General features: G+C 47.2%; 17 protein-coding genes and 3 pseudogenes. 17 read left to right on the forward strand and 3 right to left on the reverse strand.

The window, feature by feature from the left end; genetic code table 11:
- Nucleotides 1–739: 739 nt before the first annotated feature.
- Nucleotides 740–2044, forward strand: a complete 1305-nt coding sequence (ltrA, locus tag R7Z77_RS22455) for a group II intron reverse transcriptase/maturase (RefSeq protein WP_213916546.1) — start codon at nt 740–742, stop codon at nt 2042–2044.
- A gap of 98 nt (nt 2045–2142) precedes the next feature.
- Here ltrA and R7Z77_RS22460 read toward each other — a convergent pair.
- From R7Z77_RS22460 to R7Z77_RS22470, 3 genes and pseudogenes are all read right to left on the reverse strand, one after another.
- Nucleotides 2143–2931: pseudogene (locus tag R7Z77_RS22460) on the reverse strand (IS630 family transposase); the annotation flags it as partial.
- 127 nt (nt 2932–3058) lie between these two features.
- Nucleotides 3059–4391 (reverse strand): annotated as a pseudogene (locus R7Z77_RS22465) (IS4 family transposase).
- Nucleotides 4392–4518: 127 nt separating this feature from the next.
- The gene (locus R7Z77_RS22470) at nt 4519–5121 is read right to left on the reverse strand and encodes a hypothetical protein (protein ID WP_005398030.1); all 603 of its coding nucleotides are present in this window, start codon (nt 5119–5121) and stop codon (nt 4519–4521) included.
- Between the two features lie 367 nt (nt 5122–5488).
- Between R7Z77_RS22470 and R7Z77_RS22475 the strand changes: the two genes are divergently transcribed.
- The 16 genes and pseudogenes from R7Z77_RS22475 to R7Z77_RS22550 form a co-directional block, all read left to right on the forward strand.
- Nucleotides 5489–5815 carry a hypothetical protein gene (locus R7Z77_RS22475; protein WP_005398029.1) on the forward strand — a complete coding sequence of 109 codons (327 nt, stop codon included), beginning with the start codon at nt 5489–5491 and terminating at the stop codon, nt 5813–5815.
- 15 nt (nt 5816–5830) lie between these two features.
- Complete coding sequence (locus R7Z77_RS22480) at nt 5831–6250, forward strand: single-stranded DNA-binding protein (protein WP_005398028.1); 420 nt, start codon at nt 5831–5833, stop codon at nt 6248–6250.
- A gap of 79 nt (nt 6251–6329) precedes the next feature.
- Nucleotides 6330–7148, forward strand: coding sequence for a phage recombination protein Bet (gene bet / locus R7Z77_RS22485; RefSeq protein ID WP_213916563.1), 819 nt, complete (start codon nt 6330–6332; stop codon nt 7146–7148).
- Between the two features lie 82 nt (nt 7149–7230).
- Nucleotides 7231–7374, forward strand: a complete 144-nt coding sequence (locus R7Z77_RS22490; protein WP_213916564.1) for a hypothetical protein — start codon at nt 7231–7233, stop codon at nt 7372–7374.
- A 60-nt stretch (nt 7375–7434) separates the two neighbouring features.
- Nucleotides 7435–8451 (forward strand): YqaJ viral recombinase family protein, encoded by a 1017-nt coding sequence (locus tag R7Z77_RS22495; RefSeq protein WP_064376452.1) that lies wholly within the window; start codon nt 7435–7437, stop codon nt 8449–8451.
- Between the two features lie 209 nt (nt 8452–8660).
- Nucleotides 8661–9620, forward strand: a complete 960-nt coding sequence (locus R7Z77_RS22500) for an AAA family ATPase (RefSeq protein ID WP_001959209.1) — start codon at nt 8661–8663, stop codon at nt 9618–9620.
- Nucleotides 9620–10387 (forward strand): hypothetical protein, encoded by a 768-nt coding sequence (locus R7Z77_RS22505; protein ID WP_256957308.1) that lies wholly within the window; start codon nt 9620–9622, stop codon nt 10385–10387. The genes R7Z77_RS22500 and R7Z77_RS22505 overlap by 1 nt, the downstream gene beginning before the upstream one ends.
- A gap of 98 nt (nt 10388–10485) precedes the next feature.
- Complete coding sequence (locus tag R7Z77_RS22510; RefSeq protein WP_318136841.1) at nt 10486–11469, forward strand: DUF3150 domain-containing protein; 984 nt, start codon at nt 10486–10488, stop codon at nt 11467–11469.
- A gap of 61 nt (nt 11470–11530) precedes the next feature.
- Nucleotides 11531–11971 carry a hypothetical protein gene (locus tag R7Z77_RS22515; protein WP_032469941.1) on the forward strand — a complete coding sequence of 147 codons (441 nt, stop codon included), beginning with the start codon at nt 11531–11533 and terminating at the stop codon, nt 11969–11971.
- Nucleotides 11972–12040: 69 nt separating this feature from the next.
- A complete protein-coding gene (locus R7Z77_RS22520) occupies nt 12041–13696 on the forward strand; it encodes a VWA domain-containing protein (protein WP_256957307.1) in 1656 nt (551 codons plus the stop codon).
- A gap of 82 nt (nt 13697–13778) precedes the next feature.
- Nucleotides 13779–14276: a RadC family protein gene (gene radC / locus R7Z77_RS22525; RefSeq protein WP_005398013.1), complete on the forward strand. Its 498-nt coding sequence runs from the start codon at nt 13779–13781 to the stop codon at nt 14274–14276.
- Nucleotides 14276–14617, forward strand: coding sequence for a plasmid-related protein (locus tag R7Z77_RS22530; RefSeq protein ID WP_213916569.1), 342 nt, complete (start codon nt 14276–14278; stop codon nt 14615–14617). The genes radC and R7Z77_RS22530 overlap by 1 nt, the downstream gene beginning before the upstream one ends.
- Before the next feature lie 91 nt (nt 14618–14708).
- Nucleotides 14709–15782, forward strand: a complete 1074-nt coding sequence (locus R7Z77_RS22535) for a primase-helicase zinc-binding domain-containing protein (RefSeq protein ID WP_213916570.1) — start codon at nt 14709–14711, stop codon at nt 15780–15782.
- A gap of 88 nt (nt 15783–15870) precedes the next feature.
- Nucleotides 15871–16578, forward strand: a complete 708-nt coding sequence (locus tag R7Z77_RS22540; protein WP_005398010.1) for a hypothetical protein — start codon at nt 15871–15873, stop codon at nt 16576–16578.
- Between the two features lie 293 nt (nt 16579–16871).
- Entirely contained in the window at nt 16872–17027 is a 156-nt protein-coding gene (locus R7Z77_RS22545; protein WP_167542826.1) for a hypothetical protein, read from the forward strand.
- 223 nt (nt 17028–17250) lie between these two features.
- A pseudogene (locus R7Z77_RS22550) lies at nt 17251–17988 on the forward strand (reverse transcriptase N-terminal domain-containing protein); the annotation flags it as partial.
- Between the last annotated feature and the right edge of the window lie 68 nt (nt 17989–18056).

The following is an 18056-nucleotide window of genomic DNA, read 5'->3' on the forward strand; positions in this document are numbered from 1 at the left end:
TTCTTAAAATTCGAAGGTATCGACACACTCGAATTTGGCGGCCAAAGCTTCATAACGGGTGTTCAAGAGCATCAGACGCGGCTGCTTAAGCTTCTTGGTGCTCTGTATGAAGCAGTTTATTCCTAAATTGGCTGCGGAATCTCGGGAGCGCCACGAGGTGCTCAACACTGCTCTGGGCAAGAGATGCAGCCAAGCGATTAAATGGCATAATAAGCCCAGAACGTTAACCTAAACAATGGGTTAAGTCCAGTAGGGTGCAAAGTCCCTACCTAGGAAATTGCTAGTTCACCTAGAAGTCTGACTGGCATACATGATGGCAACAGCATGATATGAAGCCCAGTGACAAAGACGAGAAATCGTTGAGACGCAATGTAGGCCGTAGCATTAAGCGAACTTGGTTAAGCATCGTCACGCAAGTGGAAATGGGGAGTCGCTCCGAGTATACGAACCCTGCCACATACAGTGAAGCAACTAGCGAAGGCAAGTGTGTGGTTTCCCGGTGTAATACAAGATGGCATGCATTGAAGGATGTTGAGTAAACGTGGGAGAGCCTATTGCTGTGGGAGTCGCGCACCAGCGCAGAGATATAAGAGGGGACCTCGAAATTCTCAGTGTATACACAATAGGCAGTCGGATGAGCCCATAGTACCAAAGATGATGAGGACAACATAACCTCATCTAGGGAAGGGGCCCAAACATAAATGACGTTTTTAAAGAAATTTCAGCAGGAGATTGCCGAATGGCTAGCACTTCAAATAAAGTTCGAGAATTTCAGCGAAAACTTTACCTGCGCTCAAAGCAGGAGCCAGACCAAGCATTTTTTAGTCTGTATGACAAAATTTGTCGTTTCGACATCCTGTGGGATGCCTTCTATTTGTGTAAAGCAAACAAAGGGGCGGCGGGAGTCGATGGTGTCAGATTTGAGGACTTAAATAGCATTGAAACGTCTGGTAAATTGATCAAAACATTAAGAGCGGAGCTGGTAGAAGGCAGGTACAGACCTCTGCCGGTCAAGAGAGTGCAAATACCAAAAGACAATGGTAAGACTCGAAATTTGGGCATACCAAGTATCAGAGATCGCATTGTACAAATGGCATGCACGCTTGTGCTAAGTCCAGTCTTCGAGCCTCACTTCCACTGTAATAGCTACGGTTACAGACCTAAGCGCAGTGCACAAGACGCAGTGATATGCATTAATGGCTATCTGAAACAAGGGTATCAGCAAGTCTATGATGCTGACCTATCAAAGTTTTTCGACACTATACCACATTCACGATTACTGGATAAGGTAAGGTCTAAAGTGACGGATAGGGCAGTACTAAGACTGATTAAGCTATTCCTCAAAGCGCCGATAAGTGAGCCAACAGCAAAAGGAAAGAGCCGAATAGTGGGAAACCCTATCGGCACGCCTCAAGGCGGGGTGATTTCGCCACTATTGGCAAACATTTACCTAAATGACTTTTGTCGGAAGATTGCGACAAAGACACCATGCAAGATAATTTCTTATGCAGATGACTTTGTTATCCTGTCGAAAACGCCATTCAATTCAGCCCAACAGGACTGGATAAAGAATGAGCTGGAGCAGGAAGGACTAAAGCTCAATGAAGATAAAACTCACATCGTAGATATGACCCAAGTAGGAAATGAATTTGACTTCTTAGGGTTCACTTTCAAGTACATAGTGGGTTTCATCCAGCACACCAACTACGTAAAGATCTATCCATCGAAGAAGAGCCAAAAGAAGTATAAGGATAAGTTGCGAAGCATAGTGAAGCATAGAACGTCTCTGACCCTAGATCAGCTCGTTGAGCGGGTTAATAGAGTAGTAAGAGGCTGGAAGAATTACTTTGGCAAAGTAGGTTATCCTCGACAGGTCTTCTTCAAGATGGATTGGTTTTTGGTGGCACGCTTTTATCGATGGTCAAGAAGCCGAAGTCAACGTCGGAGCCTGTATCTTGCGCAAGATGCATGGGATAAGTTACACAAGGCAGGTCTTGTGTATCTACAACCGACGAAGATGAAAACTGCGAAGGTGAGCAGGTGAACATTTATGTGAAAGCCGTGTGAGGGAAAACCTCATGCACGGAATTGAAGAGGGGTTGCTGGATAAGGGTTGTGCCGAAGCCAGTGACCTACTCTACCTAAGTCACTGCGGTGATATCCCGCACCATCCAAGATGATATGAAGCTTATGAGCTAAGGGATAACTCTTTCTTAACTCACAGAAAAAGCGAACAATCGATTCACTGTTAATGCTCTCATAGTTGTGAACAATGGTTGCTCCAATATCCGACAAGTTCAGTGCGCCAATAATGTTCAATCGGCTACGATTACCCGTTGTTTCAATCACTTTATCCTGACCAGTTCGTATCCAGCCATGAGATATTTTTGTTGATAGTGTTGGGTGAACTGCGTCGATAAAGACTATCGATTCATCCTTGTCACAGCTTGCCTTTAACGCTTCATAAGCCTCTATAAATGCTTGCTGTTGTGCTTCATCAAACTTGTGTGGTACGCCTTTCGGTTGCTTGTAGCTAAAACCATTGTGGTGAAGCCATTTATTCATACCAGAAACCGTGTAATCCAGTCCAAATGTCTCTTTAAAGTAAGTGACAATTTGATGCGTATGAGAATAGGTTTTCTCAGTCAAATGCTCGATTAGGTGCATGGTTTGAGTAGCAGAAAGCTTGCTTTGGCTTCCGCCATTTTCAGGCTTAAGTTTTTCAGAAAGAACGTAGTCGCTGAGATGACGAGCAACGGTCGATTCATGAATACGAAGAGCTTGTGAAATCATAGTCTGACTCCAGCCTTCAGAAGCCAGCAAAACAGCCTTAATACGGTCGCAAACTCGACTATCACGTTCAATGTCGTGCATTTGTTCGAGTTGCAGTTTCTGTTGAGGAGTCAGTGTAATTTTCATGGTTCGTAGCATGATCCTGATTCTATCGAAAATCAAGCATCTTCAATGATCACGGGTATATAACCAATGCTTGAATAGTTATATGCAGCGCAAGCCTTGCGTCGTATCTTGAAAAAGCCCCTTCAAGAGGTAACACCTATCACTTAAGGTGTTTAGAGCGAACAGGGTAGCGAGTTTTATTGATACGAACGCTCCTTGCTTTGGGCCGTTTTTTTTTGGGGGGGCAGTATGTAGCGTTTAACTCTCTCCCGCATGGCCCTTAGCTTTCTCGGGATGGAGCCGGGGGAGGCTATCGCACACCACATCAGCTCATCCTGAATATCTCTCAATGCCATCATAAAACTTATACGCAATGGCGATACCTGCGCCTCTCTCGCAATACGACTGATTTCCAGGCGAACCAAATTGTAAGCTATCAATATTCCCCAGATTTCTTGTATTACCCCCTCCACAGACTGACTTCGTAGCAGCACTTCATCTTCGAGCATATTGTGCTTTATCTCTCCGTAGCTGTTCTCTATTTCCCATCGTTCAAAATACACATCCAGTAATGACTGCGTACCATATTCCAGACTCGTTAAGGAGGTGAGAACACCTATGACGTGATTAGGTTGTGCTGGCTTAGGGTACAGGACAAGGCGGGCTTGCCATTTCTCCGGCAAGCTTGGGTCTTGTTTCCGAGCATAGGCTGACACTTTCATTTCCACTAAAAGGTCTCGCCCTTCCTTATCCAGTTGCTCAACCACTTCATATTGCGTGTTGGATTTTATCGGCGTCATCCAGTGACTCGTCGTATGTTGCCGTTGCCAATTAATCATCAACTCGGCACTGAGGTAACAGCGGTCAAAAATCGTCAGGGAGTGAGCGGGGGCTGAAGCGGCCAGCTGTTTGGCATAAGAGACCTCTCCTGTCGAGCTGGGCCCAAAGACAACATCATGTAATAAACGACTTCGCAGCGATGTGAGGGCACATAATCGAACAATCGGGTATTCAGTATGGTGGTTTTCATTGTACTTGATGTATTGGAAGTGCTCTGCAAGACAGGCGGTATCATGGGTGCTGAACTGAGTGCCGTCGACAGAAAGTAAACTCAGTCCAAACCATTTGTCATCGCTATCTTCCTGCTGGGTCCAATGGGCTGCTGTCAGTTTAAAAAGCGCTTCCAAAGGTTGGGCGGTGAGGCGCTTTCTCGCTTGAGGAATAGCACTTGGTGCAACAGAATCCCCTAAGTGGTTGGAAAGCTTGAGGCCTAGTTTATCTAAAACTTCCGTGATGGGTTTATCCCGATACAAGCCAATACCGACAATTAGCCAAACGACAAGTTCGGCGGGTAACTTACGCCGTCTCATGCTGGCTTTATTGGTAGAATCAAGGGCTTGCTCTATCCATTCGAGCGGGAGTTCTTTTTGGAAGAGAGCCAGTGATTCTGGTGCAGCAAACGTATCGACATCAATCAGCCAGTGAGCCAAAATAAAAAATACCCTCAGCAATTAGTGTACTGAGGGTATTGTTAACCATCCGTAGGATCGTTCAACTGATCAATGCCTTAACTTATCGGTGTTACCTTCAAGAGGGGCTGTGTGATGGGAGCCTGGTTGGCTAGTTGGTGGGGTTATCTGTTTCCTCTTCAGTGATATCGTCATCGGTTGACGGCACCGCTTGTTCAACTTCTGCTTCTTTACCCTTAGCTTGGGCTGATTTTCGTGCTCGAATTTCGATATCAATAATGCGTCGAGCCAGTTTGATAATGCGCTGTTGCCATGCGTAGTTGCCATCAACGCGTTGCTTGTTGCTAAGCACGCTCGATAACCAGAGTGTGTCCATTGAGATCATTAACGCATCGAGTTTGCGAACTAAGCCGACAAACTGGCCAACCTGAGGCGAGCTTATTTTTGCGTTGAAGGTAATCGGGTCGGTGTAGTCAGGTACTTCATCGATGCCGTTGGACTCCATCAATTTGTCCAAACGAGCTTGTTCGTTGTCTACCGCCTTAGCGCAATCCTCGATCAACTGGCTAATGATATCTTCCACTTCATCAATTTCGTTCTCATCGCCAATGATGCGCAGGATGACATCGATTCCGTAAAGCGCACTGACCGTCCGTCTAAAAACACGGTCAACGACACGTTGCGCCTGTAAGCTGTTAATTGTGAATGATTGTTCAAAGATGGGTTTTGAGTAATTGGGTTTTGCTTGGGCCATAAGTTTGCTCCTGATATGACAATAATCAGTCCCTAGCCTAATCCTCTGTGAGGTAATGGCCTTTCAGCTAGGTGGAAGAATTGAGCATCTTTCTAACTATCCTGTCTGGATAAGACGGTTACACTGACTATCAAATATTGCTGATCTGCTTCAGTGATATATGCGCCTGAGAGCATGAGCTCAAAGGAAGCCCGCCGTTGAGTTTTCTCAGTGGTACTAAGAGGTAGCTAGCCTCTTTAAACAAATAGCCTGCATGTTTTTACATGTTTAACCATGCGTGCCTTGCGGTTCGTCTTTTCACCACCCAACTGGGGGAGTTCTCCCCAGTTGGGGGTGACTCCTTCACAACCAAATTAAGGAGTCACCAATGGAATATATCTTCGGATTTATTATCCAAATCGCAGGCATTATGTTGCTTGCAAAACTGAGCTGGTCGCTTTTGCGATTGCTTGCTCGTCAATGCGTGCGCTCGTTTCGATTTGTACTTACTCAAATCAAGCGATTGCTCACACCAACACCAAAACGTCGTCCAATGGCAGTGCCTAAAGCTCCTGGTATGCCCCGTTTGACATCTGCGTTTTACAAAGAGCCACATCAGTACGACATGGCTTTACTCGAAATACCAACCTATCTGCGTCGTCAGTCTTCTTTGCCCAGCAGGGTAGAAGCGAATGTGTGCACAGAGTTCAACTAAGACGAGGAGAGCATCATGAAAAACCAAGTAACACTCATAGGCTACGTTGGCGCTGAGCCAGAGACGCGAGCCTATCCATCAGGTGATTTGGTGACCAGCATTTCGCTGGCCACTTCTGAGAAATGGCGCGACCGTCAATCCAATGAGCTCAAAGAGCATACGGAATGGCATCGGGTCGTTTTTCGAGATCGTGGTGGATTTAAGTTAGGGCTAAGGGCAAAAGATTTAATCCAAAAAGGAGCGAAGCTTTTTGTTCAAGGGCCTCAGCGCACGCGCTCATGGGAGAAAGATGGCATTAAGCATCGATTGACCGAAGTGGACGCGGACGAGTTTCTGCTTCTGGATAGTGTGAACAAAGCATCTGAGCCATCAGCGGCGGATGATGCAAGCTCCCAAGCTAATTGGGCACAAACTTATCCTGAACCAGATTTTTAACCGAGCAAAAACGCTTTAACCCAGCCGGGAGTACTTTCCCGTCAGGGGCAGACTCCCACTTTGATTGTCGGAGTCCACAATGGAAAAACCAAAGCTAATCCAACGCTTTGCTGAGCGCTTTAGTGTCGATCCAAACAAGTTGTTCGATACCCTAAAAGCAACAGCATTCAAGCAACGTGACGGTAGTGCACCGACCAATGAGCAGATGATGGCGCTCTTGGTAGTTGCAGATCAGTACGGCTTGAACCCTTTCACCAAAGAGATTTTTGCGTTCCCTGATAAACAAGCTGGGATTATTCCAGTGGTAGGTGTCGATGGATGGTCTCGCATCATTAATCAACACGACCAGTTTGATGGCATGGAGTTTAAGACTTCAGAAAACAAAGTCTCCCTGGATGGCGCGAAAGAATGCCCGGAATGGATGGAATGCATCATCTACCGGCGCGACCGTTCGCACCCAGTCAAAATCACTGAGTATCTGGATGAAGTCTATCGACCGCCTTTTGAAGGTAACGGCAAAAATGGTCCTTACCGGGTAGATGGTCCATGGCAGACGCACACTAAGCGAATGCTAAGACATAAATCCATGATCCAGTGTTCCCGCATTGCGTTTGGCTTTGTGGGAATTTTCGATCAAGACGAAGCGGAGCGAATTATCGAAGGCCAAGCAACACACGTTGTTGAGCCATCTGGGATTCCACCCGAGCAAGTTGATGATCGAACCCGAGGGCTTGTTTACAAGCTTATCGAGCGGGCGGAAGCTTCAAACGCTTGGAATAGTGCATTGGAATATGCCAATGAACATTTTCAAGGTGTTGAACTGACGTTTGCGAAACAAGAAATATTTAATGCACAGCAACAAGCAGCCAAAGCGTTCACACAGCCTTTAGCTTCTTAGCACAACGCATTCATTTTACTAACCCTGGCGGGATTATTCTCCCGTCAGGGGGAAGGTCTCGTCTTTTTTTTGGAGATCTTCCATGACTAAATCAGTCTCACTTTTTCGCTTGGTATTGGTTTTTGCCCTTGTCGTAGGCTCGATTCAAGCCGGTAAAGCGGCAATTGATTCGGTTCAAGCAAGTGTTGTTCAGCACCAAATAGCGTTAGCACAAGCTGCAAAGTAACCACTTAACCCTGAAGGGGAGTTCTCTCCTTCGGGGGAGTCTCCCTTCAAAGGAGGCAATATGAAGGTTATCGACCTATCACAACGTACTCCTGCATGGCACCAGTGGCGCATTGCAGGGGTTACGGCATCCGAAGCCCCAATTATTATGGGGCGTTCACCCTACAAAACATCTTGGCGATTATGGGCAGAAAAAACCGGATTCGTATTACCGGAAGACCTGTCGAATAATCCAAATGTGCTTCGCGGTATACGGTTGGAGCCTCAAGCAAGGCGAGCATTTGAGAATGCGCATAATGACTTTCTTCTGCCGTTATGTGCAGAAGCCGATCATAACGCAATCTTTCGAGCCAGCTTTGATGGCATCAACGATGCGGGCGAACCCGTTGAACTGAAATGTCCTTGCCAGTCAGTTTATGAGGATGTGCAAGCTCACCGAGAACAAAGCGAGGCGTACCAGTTGTATTGGGTACAAGTACAGCATCAAATACTGGTCGCCAATAGCACGCGTGGTTGGTTGGTTTTCTATTTTGAGGATCAACTGATTGAGTTTGAAATACAACGAGACGCGGCGTTCTTAACTGAGTTGCAAGAAACAGCGCTTCAGTTTTGGGAGTTAGTTCAGACCAAAAAAGAACCGTCAAAATGCCCTGAGCAAGATTGTTTTGTTCCCAAGGGTGAAGCCCAATACCGCTGGACATCGCTGTCTCGACAGTATTGCTCAGCACATGCCGAAGTGGTCCGACTGGAAAATCACATTAAATCTTTGAAAGAGGAAATGCGAGACGCCCAGTCAAAATTGGTCGCCATGATGGGTAACTACGCTCATGCCGACTATGCTGGGGTCAAACTCAGCCGCTACATGATGGCGGGCACGGTGGACTATAAGCAATTGGCCACCGATAAGTTAGGCGAGCTGGATGAACAGGTTTTAGCCGCTTACCGAAAAGCGCCACAAGAGCGGTTGCGCATTAGCACCAATAAGCCAGAGCAGCCCGTTGAAACACCAATCAAAATCAGCCTTGAGCAAGAGAACTTGGTTCTGCCAGGTGACTCGCCGAGCTCATTTTACTTTTAACGTTCACTTGGAGCCGATTTCGGCTCCTTTCTCATGCGCTTACATCGAGTGCATCAGAAAGCAGTTTCACTCGTAGCCAATGCTGGGTACGAATGATAGAGCGAGCTGAACTCTTATATACACAGCCATACCACAATCAACACACCACCCGACGGGGACTTCATTCCCTGTTGGGGCATGGGGCCTCGTCAAAACAGATGAGGTTTACCATGACTGAACAATCCCCATTTTTGGTTCAAGTGAATCAAGCGTTTAATGTCCCGGCTCCTGATGCTTTCGTTCTGGAAGGATTTGGTGCCGACACTACCCATCCAAACATTCCCGTTCGCAAGGACGAGTATGTTTTTAGAAAAGAAGACTTACGTGACGTATTGGCGTTCTTGTCTAACCCAGACGGTGACGGTTTGTATATTACTGGCCCCACTGGATGCGGTAAGACCTCGCTAATTTGCCAAGTTGCTTCTCGATTGAATTGGCCTGTTCAGCAAATTACTGCGCACGGTCGATTGGAGTTGTCCGATCTTATCGGTCACCACACGCTGGTTAATGGCAACATGACCTTTGTGTATGGACCGCTGGCACTGGCTGTAAAGCATGGCCATTTGCTGATCATTAATGAAATGGATCTTGCTGAGCCTGCTGAACTGGCTGGGCTCAATGACATTTTGGAAGGTGCCCCGTTGGTCATCGCACAAAATGGCGGTGAGATCATCATGCCACATAACAAGTTTCGTTTTATCGCTACCGGCAACAGTGCGGGCAGCGGTGACCAAACGGGCTTGTATCAAGGCGTGCTTCAACAGAATTTGGCTTTTCTTGATCGCTTTAGAATCATCGAAGCGACCTATGCAGAGCCTTCTGTAGAGGAAGCCATTCTGGAGAATGTTGCGCCGGGCTTGCCAGAGGTCTTTCGCCAAAAAATGGTGAAGGTGGCTGGTGACATTCGTCGTCTTTTTATTGGGGGCGCGGATGGCGGTGCGGAGCTTAGTATCACCATGTCCACTCGGACCTTGGTGCGCTGGGCAAAGTTAACACTTGCTTTTAAAGGTGCTCCTAACGCAGTGGAGTATGCACTGGTTCGGTCTTTGACGGCTCGTGCTGAGTTGGAGCAACGAGAAGCTATTCACCGTATTGCCGCTGATGTCTTCGGTGACCATTGGGAGGATTGATGATGGAAAAGTGCTTTGCTCTTTACCGTTACAGTCATTCTGATGGGACAGCCAAAGAATGGGCCATTTATGTTGGATCAGATAACCAGGAGATTGAAGTTCGGTTTGGAAAAGCCGGTCAATTGTCGCAGCAGCGATTGATTGACTCGACTGATCCTAACGCTGAAGCAGACCGACGAATCAATGAGAAAATCAACAAGGGTTACCGATTTGTTGGACATGTCGGTATTGATCATCAAGGGCGGCCATTTGAACTCTCAAATGCGCTAGATAGCGTCGCGTGCGCCAATAACGTCAGTTGGGAGTTTCGTACTCGCAAGGACGTCAATGGCCAAATTTCGCTGGCGAAAAAAGCGTTATTCGATATGGCAAAGCTGCTTGAAGCCTATGGCTTGGCTGTTATTGATGATAACCAGGTCAGGATTGGAGAATGGTCATTGGGGTTTTGCAAAAGCGGATTACCTAGTACCAATCAAATCAGCATGGTGTCAGGTGAAGGCGCTGGCATTGTTAACACGGATGATGGCCCGTGGCCATTGTTGCTGTTACTGGCCTTTAAGCGTCAATTACCACCTCTGTGTTCGCTCACAGTAGCGAGTCCTGAAGGGATAGAAGTATCAGACCAACTGAAGTTGGAAAAAGATGTATTGCGGTTGCTAGGCAGTGATTTAGAGCGGGTTCGCCCGATAGCTGAAGCACTGGACTTAATGCCTGCTAAAATCGATCTCAACCAATCGTCGCCTGATTCGCAAAATTACTATTTCTGATAGTGGTATTGCCATTAGCGCGTCAACTACTACCACCCAAACGGGGGCCATTGCTCCTGTTGGGAGTGGTGCGTCCCCATCTCGCATGAGGATGCACTATGAGTATTCAAACCCTCGACAAACTTTTGATTTGTCACATCGACTGTTCCATCTGGAGCGGTAGAAAAAAACTAAGGCCTGAAGATTTCAGATTAGCCAATGGCAGCCAACTTCCACCGAAGGATGTTGCCAGCTTAGGGAGTAAAAAAATTTGCGACCCAGAGGCATTGGCGAACTTTGAAAGGCTTAAGAAAGAAGCGCAGCGCTTGTGTGAGCAAGTCGGTGTGCGGTTTTTAGGTGGCTATGCCGTCCCTGAGGACCGAATTGATCAGATTGTTCCAGAACTTGACCGAATTGATCAGATTGTTCCAGAACTTGACCGTATAGGTCAGGAGTTTGCGCAGTGCAAGCAGTTGTTCTTGGACAACTATGATCAGGTGACTTTTAACTGGGTTGCAAAACACCCGGAATTTGCAGATGCAATCCGGCGTGCGCTGTCACCCATCGAAAACGTGGAACAACGGCTTCAGTTCGATTATGCCATCTATCGAATGCAACCGGCTGACCAAGCTGGTGGCTTAGATGACAAGGTCAATGGTATGGGACACACCCTCTTTAGGGAGGTGGCTCGTGATGCCAATGAACTGTTTGAGCGTTCCGTTGCAGGTAAGAATCAAATCAGTCAGCGAGCCCTTAACCCTCTCAAACGGTTAAGAGACAAGTTGGATGGTTTGTCATTCCTGGATCATCGAGTCCAGCCGATGGTCGAAGCGATGGACAATTTATTTGTTCGTCTGCCGAAGACCGGCCCTGTGACAGACAATCTCTATCACGAACTGATGGCGACCATTTTAATTTTGTCTGATCCAGACAAGATGAGAATGCACGGTGAAGGTCAATTGGATATCAGACAACTGATGCCCAAACCTGAACCTAAACCCGCACAGCCAGTATCTGCTCAGCCAGATAACTTACGTGCAATACCACAACCAACCGTCAGACCAAACCTTGGTTCGACTGTACCAAACTCATTTTATTTTTAACGTCCTTGAGGGCATGTTGCCCTGAAGGGCGCATGTCCTCTGAACTATGTAAGAGGAAATTATGCAATCAACTATCCATAACCCCAGCCAACTGAAGCAGTTTGAAGCACATTTTCGTGGTGTGACTGATGCGGTTGAAAGTGAATCGATACCAGAAGTGGCGTGTTGTCGAACGTTAGTACAACGGTCGTACTCAACACATAGTGTCGTGATCCCAAAGAACCCTGTGCTGATCGCAGATGCGGACGCACAAGGAGCGTGGGTAACGGCCATGGTGTTTGTTCCAAACATGGCATTGCAGCAAACCGCTTTTGAGCGGGCCTGGCTGCAATATCAACACGAGGTGTCTACTCAGTTACAAGATCAGTACGGTCTGACATTGGATGACATCCTGAGTTTAGACCAGCTTAAAACGTCATTTGAGCAGCACGAGAGTCCAGCTCAATTGGTGGCTTGGTTAGGTCAAAAATACGACCTGGATAAGCTAAAAGCACAGGTTTAAACATCCATATTCCCAGCGGGGAAACGCTCCCGCTGAGGGAGTATTCCCCCTAATGATTAGGAGACTCCCATGAATCATCCATTAAAAAATGCACTGCCAATCGTTGCCGCCGCTTATGGCGAAAAGTTTGGTGTGAAGGTGCTTATTCAAGGACAAGATGCGTTTACAGATGGTGAGCGGATTGTGATCCCAACAGCAAACCCAGACGACCCACACTATCAACAAATAGCTTGGGGTTATCTGGCTCATGAAGCGGCGCATATTCGGCATACCAATTTTGACATGGTGCAGAAGGCGTCGTCCAAGCCGATCCGAAAGGCACTTCTCAATATCATTGAGGATGTTCGCATTGAAAACGAATTGGCAAAGGATTACCCCGGAACCCGGCGCAGTATTTCGCAAGTGATTGAGTACATGGTGGACACACAGCAAATGTGTGTACCTGAACAGCTTGAGCCTGCATCTAACTTGCAAGCATGGTTGTTGTTCCGCTTGAGATGCCATTTTCTGGGCCAGAAAGCGCTGACGCCTTTGTATCAAGCAGTCGATGAAAGAGTGAGACAACTCTTTCCTGCCGCAGCGATGAGCCGGTTAAGCGCCATGCTGACAGCAGTGCCTAGCCTAGCGTCTACAGGTGAAGTGCTAAAACTTGTCGATGCCATCGTTGCCATGTTGGAAGAAGAATCTCGTCCACCACAGGATGAGTCGGATGCTGATAACGGTAATGACATTGGACAAGATGCGAGTAATGACAGCAATAACAGTAGTGACAGTCAAACCCCGGAAACTGGTTCGTCTGCAATGGGGGATGCTGCTGAAGCGGGGGATTCAGATCACCCTGATCAAGCTGACAATTTGCGACAAGCCCTAGAGGCCAGTGCCGCTCAGTTTGAATCCGATACCTTTGCCCAAGTGGCAGAAGTGTTGTCGGAACAAGCTGAAGGACATCAGGGCGTCACTCCACTCAGTTTGCCCCAAGCAGAGCAAGCTATGTTGGGTGACGAGGCCATCTTGACCTTGTCGGCGTCTGAGTCCGCTCAAATTCGAGCCCGACTTAGAGGTATGGTTCAGTCCAGTCAGGACAATCGGAATCATGCCAAGAGGCACGGTCTTCGAGTTGCAACCCATCGTCTTGCCGCTTCACAAGCTGGTGAGTCGAGATTGTTTATTCAAAGGCAGCCTCGCATTGCGCCTAATGCTGCTGTGCACTTGCTGGTCGATATATCGGGTTCAATGGGTAAACCCATTGGCGAAGGTAATCGAAAGTACTTTCATGTTGCCAATGAAGCCGCTTTGGCTTTGGCCATGGCACTGGAAGGCATACCGGGTGTTGTACCTGCGGTCAGTTATTTTCCTGGTATTCATCAGGAAGTTTCTATCGCGTTATTGCCCAAGCAATCGGTTCGACATCGGGCCGCGTGTTTTGACCAAAAACCACGAGGTTGTACGCCTATGGCGCAAGCGATGTGGTTTGCGGCAAATAGTTTGTTAGCGCAAAAACAGAAGCGAAAGCTAATGATAGTGCTAACGGATGGTGACCCAGATGATTGGGCTGCCACGCATGACATTGTTGACCGGTGCAGACGCAGTGGCTTTGAGCTGCTGGGGATCGGGATTCAAACACGCAGTGTTGAGAAATTCTTTCCTCAAAGCATTGTGATTAATGACGTCAGAGATCTAAAGCGTGAGTTATTCGAAGTAACACAACAACTGTTAATTCAGTAACCACATCAATTTTACCACCCTGCGGGGACGATTCCGTCTCCGTCAGGGCATGGGTTCGTCTCCGCTTTTTTTGGAGACTCCTATGAAAAACAGAAAGTTCTTAGCTGGCGAAGAAGCCGGTACTTACATCGTTCCTGAGCAAGTGACTGAAGCAGATATATTAGATATGGCGCTCAAGCTTGCCCGTGGTCGATTGAGTAAAGGTCGCAAAATTGAACAGCCATCGTCGGCGTTTTCATACCTGCAAACACTGATGCACGAGTATGAGCACGAAGTCTTTGGCGTGCTGTTTCTTGATACAAAGCATCGCGTAATTCGATTTGAAGAGCTATTCAAAGGCACTTTAGATGCGGCGAGCGTGTATCCAAGGGTAGTAACAAAGCGGGCGCTAGAACTTAATGCGGCAGCAGTGATACTGGTTCATAACCATCCATCGGGTGATCCTGAGCCCAGTGAAGCTGATAAACGCATCACTCATCGACTCCGTGACGCCTTGTCACTTGTTGATATTCGAACGCTTGATCATGTCGTGGTCGCATCCGAGGGCTGCGTTTCGCTTGCCGAACGCGGTTATCTTTAATGAATGGGCGCATTGCCCGTTCTCCTTCATCACAAAAGCAGTCCTATCAACACACGTCATCACAGCTCGAATTTCTATTTGAGTTTGATGATGCCCCAGTCACTTGGTCTGACACGGAAATCTGGCAGTTACGCGAAGGCATTCTATTGGATGCGATCCGTGTATTGCTGGACGGTCGTGTCAATACTCGGTTGCGCAAGGATGTGTTGTCGTGGATTCAAAATGACGAAATAGCGCCATTTTGCTTTCGTGTTTGCGCGATGGCTGCCGTTGTCGATCCTGATGCGCTTCGTGATTCCATCATGTGGCTATTAAGACGACATGATATCCAGCTTGACTAACGTTCCTGCATTAACCAAACGGCTTAATGCAGGACCCAAGCTGACTTTTACCACCAGTGGTAGGAGTCGGCTTTTTACTTAAGGAGGCTATATGGCGATACCTTTACAGATTGAAACAGTGAGGCCATATCTTAATGGTCAATGGCTTCAGGTATTGGCGGCATTGGTGCCAGAACTTGATGCCGCTATTGCTCGAAAAGGCCGTCATGTGGCTTGCCCTGTTCATGGCGGTCGTGATGGCTTTAGGCTGTTCAAAGATGCTGAATATACCGGAGGTGGCGTTTGTAACACCTGCGGTATCTTTCATGATGGTTTTGAACTGTTGTCTTGGGTTAATGGGTGGAACTTTGCTCAGTCTATTGAAGCAATCGGCCAGGTTCTTGGTATTCAACCCGGACAAATACAAGCACCTTCTCGGGCAATAACGCGTAACGCTGTTGATTGGAAGGCTAGAAAGCAGGACGAGGACAAAGCGATTATCCATCGCTTGAATCAAACCTGGGGAGAAACGTTTTCTCTTGCAGATACTCGTGCGCAACCAGTTTGGAACTACTTGCATCGTCGTGGCATTGTGACGCGGCTTCGTCCTGAATGGGATTCGGTGCTGAGGTTTCATCCAAACTTGCCTTACCATGATGAAGATGGTCTGTTTATCGATAGTTACCCAGCTCTGTTAGGTAAAATCGTTACTCAGCAAGGGCGTTCGGCTACGTTCCATCGGATCTACCTAAGTGAAGATGGATTCAAAGCACCGGTCGAAAAGCCTAAAAAGATGATGCCGATACCAAGTGACAGAACAATCACTGGTGGTGCCATTCCGATAGGTGAGCCTGGTGATGTACTAGGTGTTTCTGAAGGCATCGAAACAGCTTTAGCGGTTACCAGAGCTACGGGGCAAACATGTTGGTCGGTTGTGAATGCAACCCTACTGGCTAGGTTTGAACCACCAAGTAATGTGAAAATGCTGTACATCTGGGCAGACCACGATCTCTCTGAGACTGGCCTGAATGCAGCGAATGAACTCAAGAAAAAAGCCTGGCAGAAAGGCGTTCTGACACAAGTGTTGATCCCTCCGATACCAACGTCACTCGGCGTGAAAAGTTGGGATTGGAATGATGTGCTGAATGTTTACGGTGCCATGGGGTTTCCGAAAGTTCATATCTGATCCAAGGGGCTTCGGCCCCTTTTTTGCGCCTTGCATATTTGAAAAAACATGGAGAATGAAAAAAAGATAACCAATAGGAGAAACAAACATGATGGTATTAACCCTGTTAACAAAGCAGATTGATGGTGAGTTTACGGTTTACTGGAAGACCGGCCTTCGAAGAGGTGGTGAGCTAAAGGTCGATTTAGGTGAGCAATACGACAAGCTACCTGAGCAGCAAAAGCCAATTGCAGCTGAGGTTTATGCTATTCATCACCTACTGTCAGTGAAAGAGGTGATGGGGAGTAACCGAAGCGGTAATGGGCTTCAAATCCGAGTCAGTAAAGGAGCTATCAAAAAGTTACAGAAACAACGCTCATCTCAGCATTCACTTTACAGCCTGACCAGGTTCTTGCTCACCCGTTACCAAGAAGCACAGATCTCGGTAGAGAAGCGGGACGATTGGCTCTCACATTCCTTCGAAGAATACAGCGTCGATAATGCTACAGTGAGAGAAATCGATGAGGTCATCAACGTTCCGAACATTGGACCTGTCGTGGTGACTCGTCACGCGCTAGAACGATTCGTGGAACGGCTTTCAGACGGCGTACCTAAGCATCCTTGGAAGGCTTTGTGCATTAAGCTGCTATGCCCAAGGCTAACTAAAACTCAGTTGCCAGAAAACGTCGCTATCCAAAAAGCAAAAAAATATGCTCAAGAGGCTGAGTTCTGGCAGCATCTTGGTAGCAAAATGCACTTTGTTATGATTCCGGGTGACTCAATGAAAACGTTGGTTACGGTTTTCGCAGTTAAGTGAGCTAAAGTAGTATTCGCACTTCATGAATATCACTTATGTGCCAAAAGCTGGCCTTCACACAAAAGCTGGCCTTCAGCGTAACTCGTTTCTGCCCGTGCGACCTGAAGTCGTATGAAGCGTTGTTCACCACGACAAGAGTGAACCATCTGTATCACCAGATGACCCTAGGATCCTGAATAAAGCAGCGGATCTGACAATGTAACGAAACTTGGCCGTTAGGCTGAGTGGGAACAAAATCGTGAGAAGATGTTCCTCCTGAAAACCACAATTCGGGTAAGTGCTAGGGAGTCAATATGATGAACGTATGTGAATCCATTAAAGGTGCGTTATACGATGAAGCAGCGGAAGTGGTTAATACGCTGTGGCCAAAACGGCAACGAGAGTCGGAAAGGAGTTGGGCATTGGCCTTTCGTGATCAAAGTACTCTCCGCACTAGAGTGGGCATCTAAGTTGACATTTTACGTAACATACGGAACAGGGTAAGCCTGTATCGCTCCCTATGGGAAAGCCTTTGTGGCCGATAGCGATGCGGGTAAAGGAGGTCGGAGAAAGCGAAGGCTGCATTGTAACGATGCAGATACAGACTCGTGTCTGGTCACGAAAGTGAGCCCACTTCCGACTGGTCTTTCGTTGCGAGAAAGTTTGAAGAACTTTATTTAAGGAGAAACGCAAATGATGATTTCTAAAGAGATTAGTGCCTCTCCTGACAGCGCTCAATGGCAGTCTATCGACTGGAAACCCATTGAATCGCATGTATTAAAGCTTCAGATGCGTATCGCAAAGGCAACTAGAGAAGGTAAACACGGTAAAGCGAAAGCCTTGCAGTGGATACTAACTCATTCTCGCTCAGCCAAGCTTCTTGCAGTAAGGCGAGTATCTCAAAATAAAGGTAGTAAAACGCCTGGAATAGATGGTGTCATCTGGAACACAGATGCACGCCGCATAAAAGCAGTTAATCAATTGAGTCGAAAGGCGTACAAAGCCCAACCGCTCAAGCGTATCTACATCCCCAAGAAGAACGGCAAGCTCAGACCACTGGGAATTCCATGCATGATAGACAGAGCGCAACAAGCCCTCCATCTTCTTGCATTAGAGCCTATATCGGAAACGCTTGCTGACCCCAACAGTTATGGGTTTAGGCCAAATCGCAGTACTGCCGATGCAATTGGGCAGTGTTTCAAATGTTTGGCATTAAAGAAATCAGCTAAATGGGTACTTGAAGGGGATATTAAAGCTTGTTTCGACAAGATCGGCCATCAATGGCTTCTTGATAACATCGCTATTGATAAGAGAATGTTGGAACAATGGCTAAAATCTGGCTTTATGGACAAAGGTCTGTTTTATCGCACCGATGAGGGAACACCACAAGGTGGGATAATATACCCATTCAACTTGAAGATGCAGGTTTCAATATCTGAAAGTTATCCGTAATTCTGGATGACAATGAGCCTGCAACTTCTGGTAGCGTTACATCGAAA

The sequence above is a fragment of the Vibrio sp. 1401 genome (assembly GCF_033340295.1).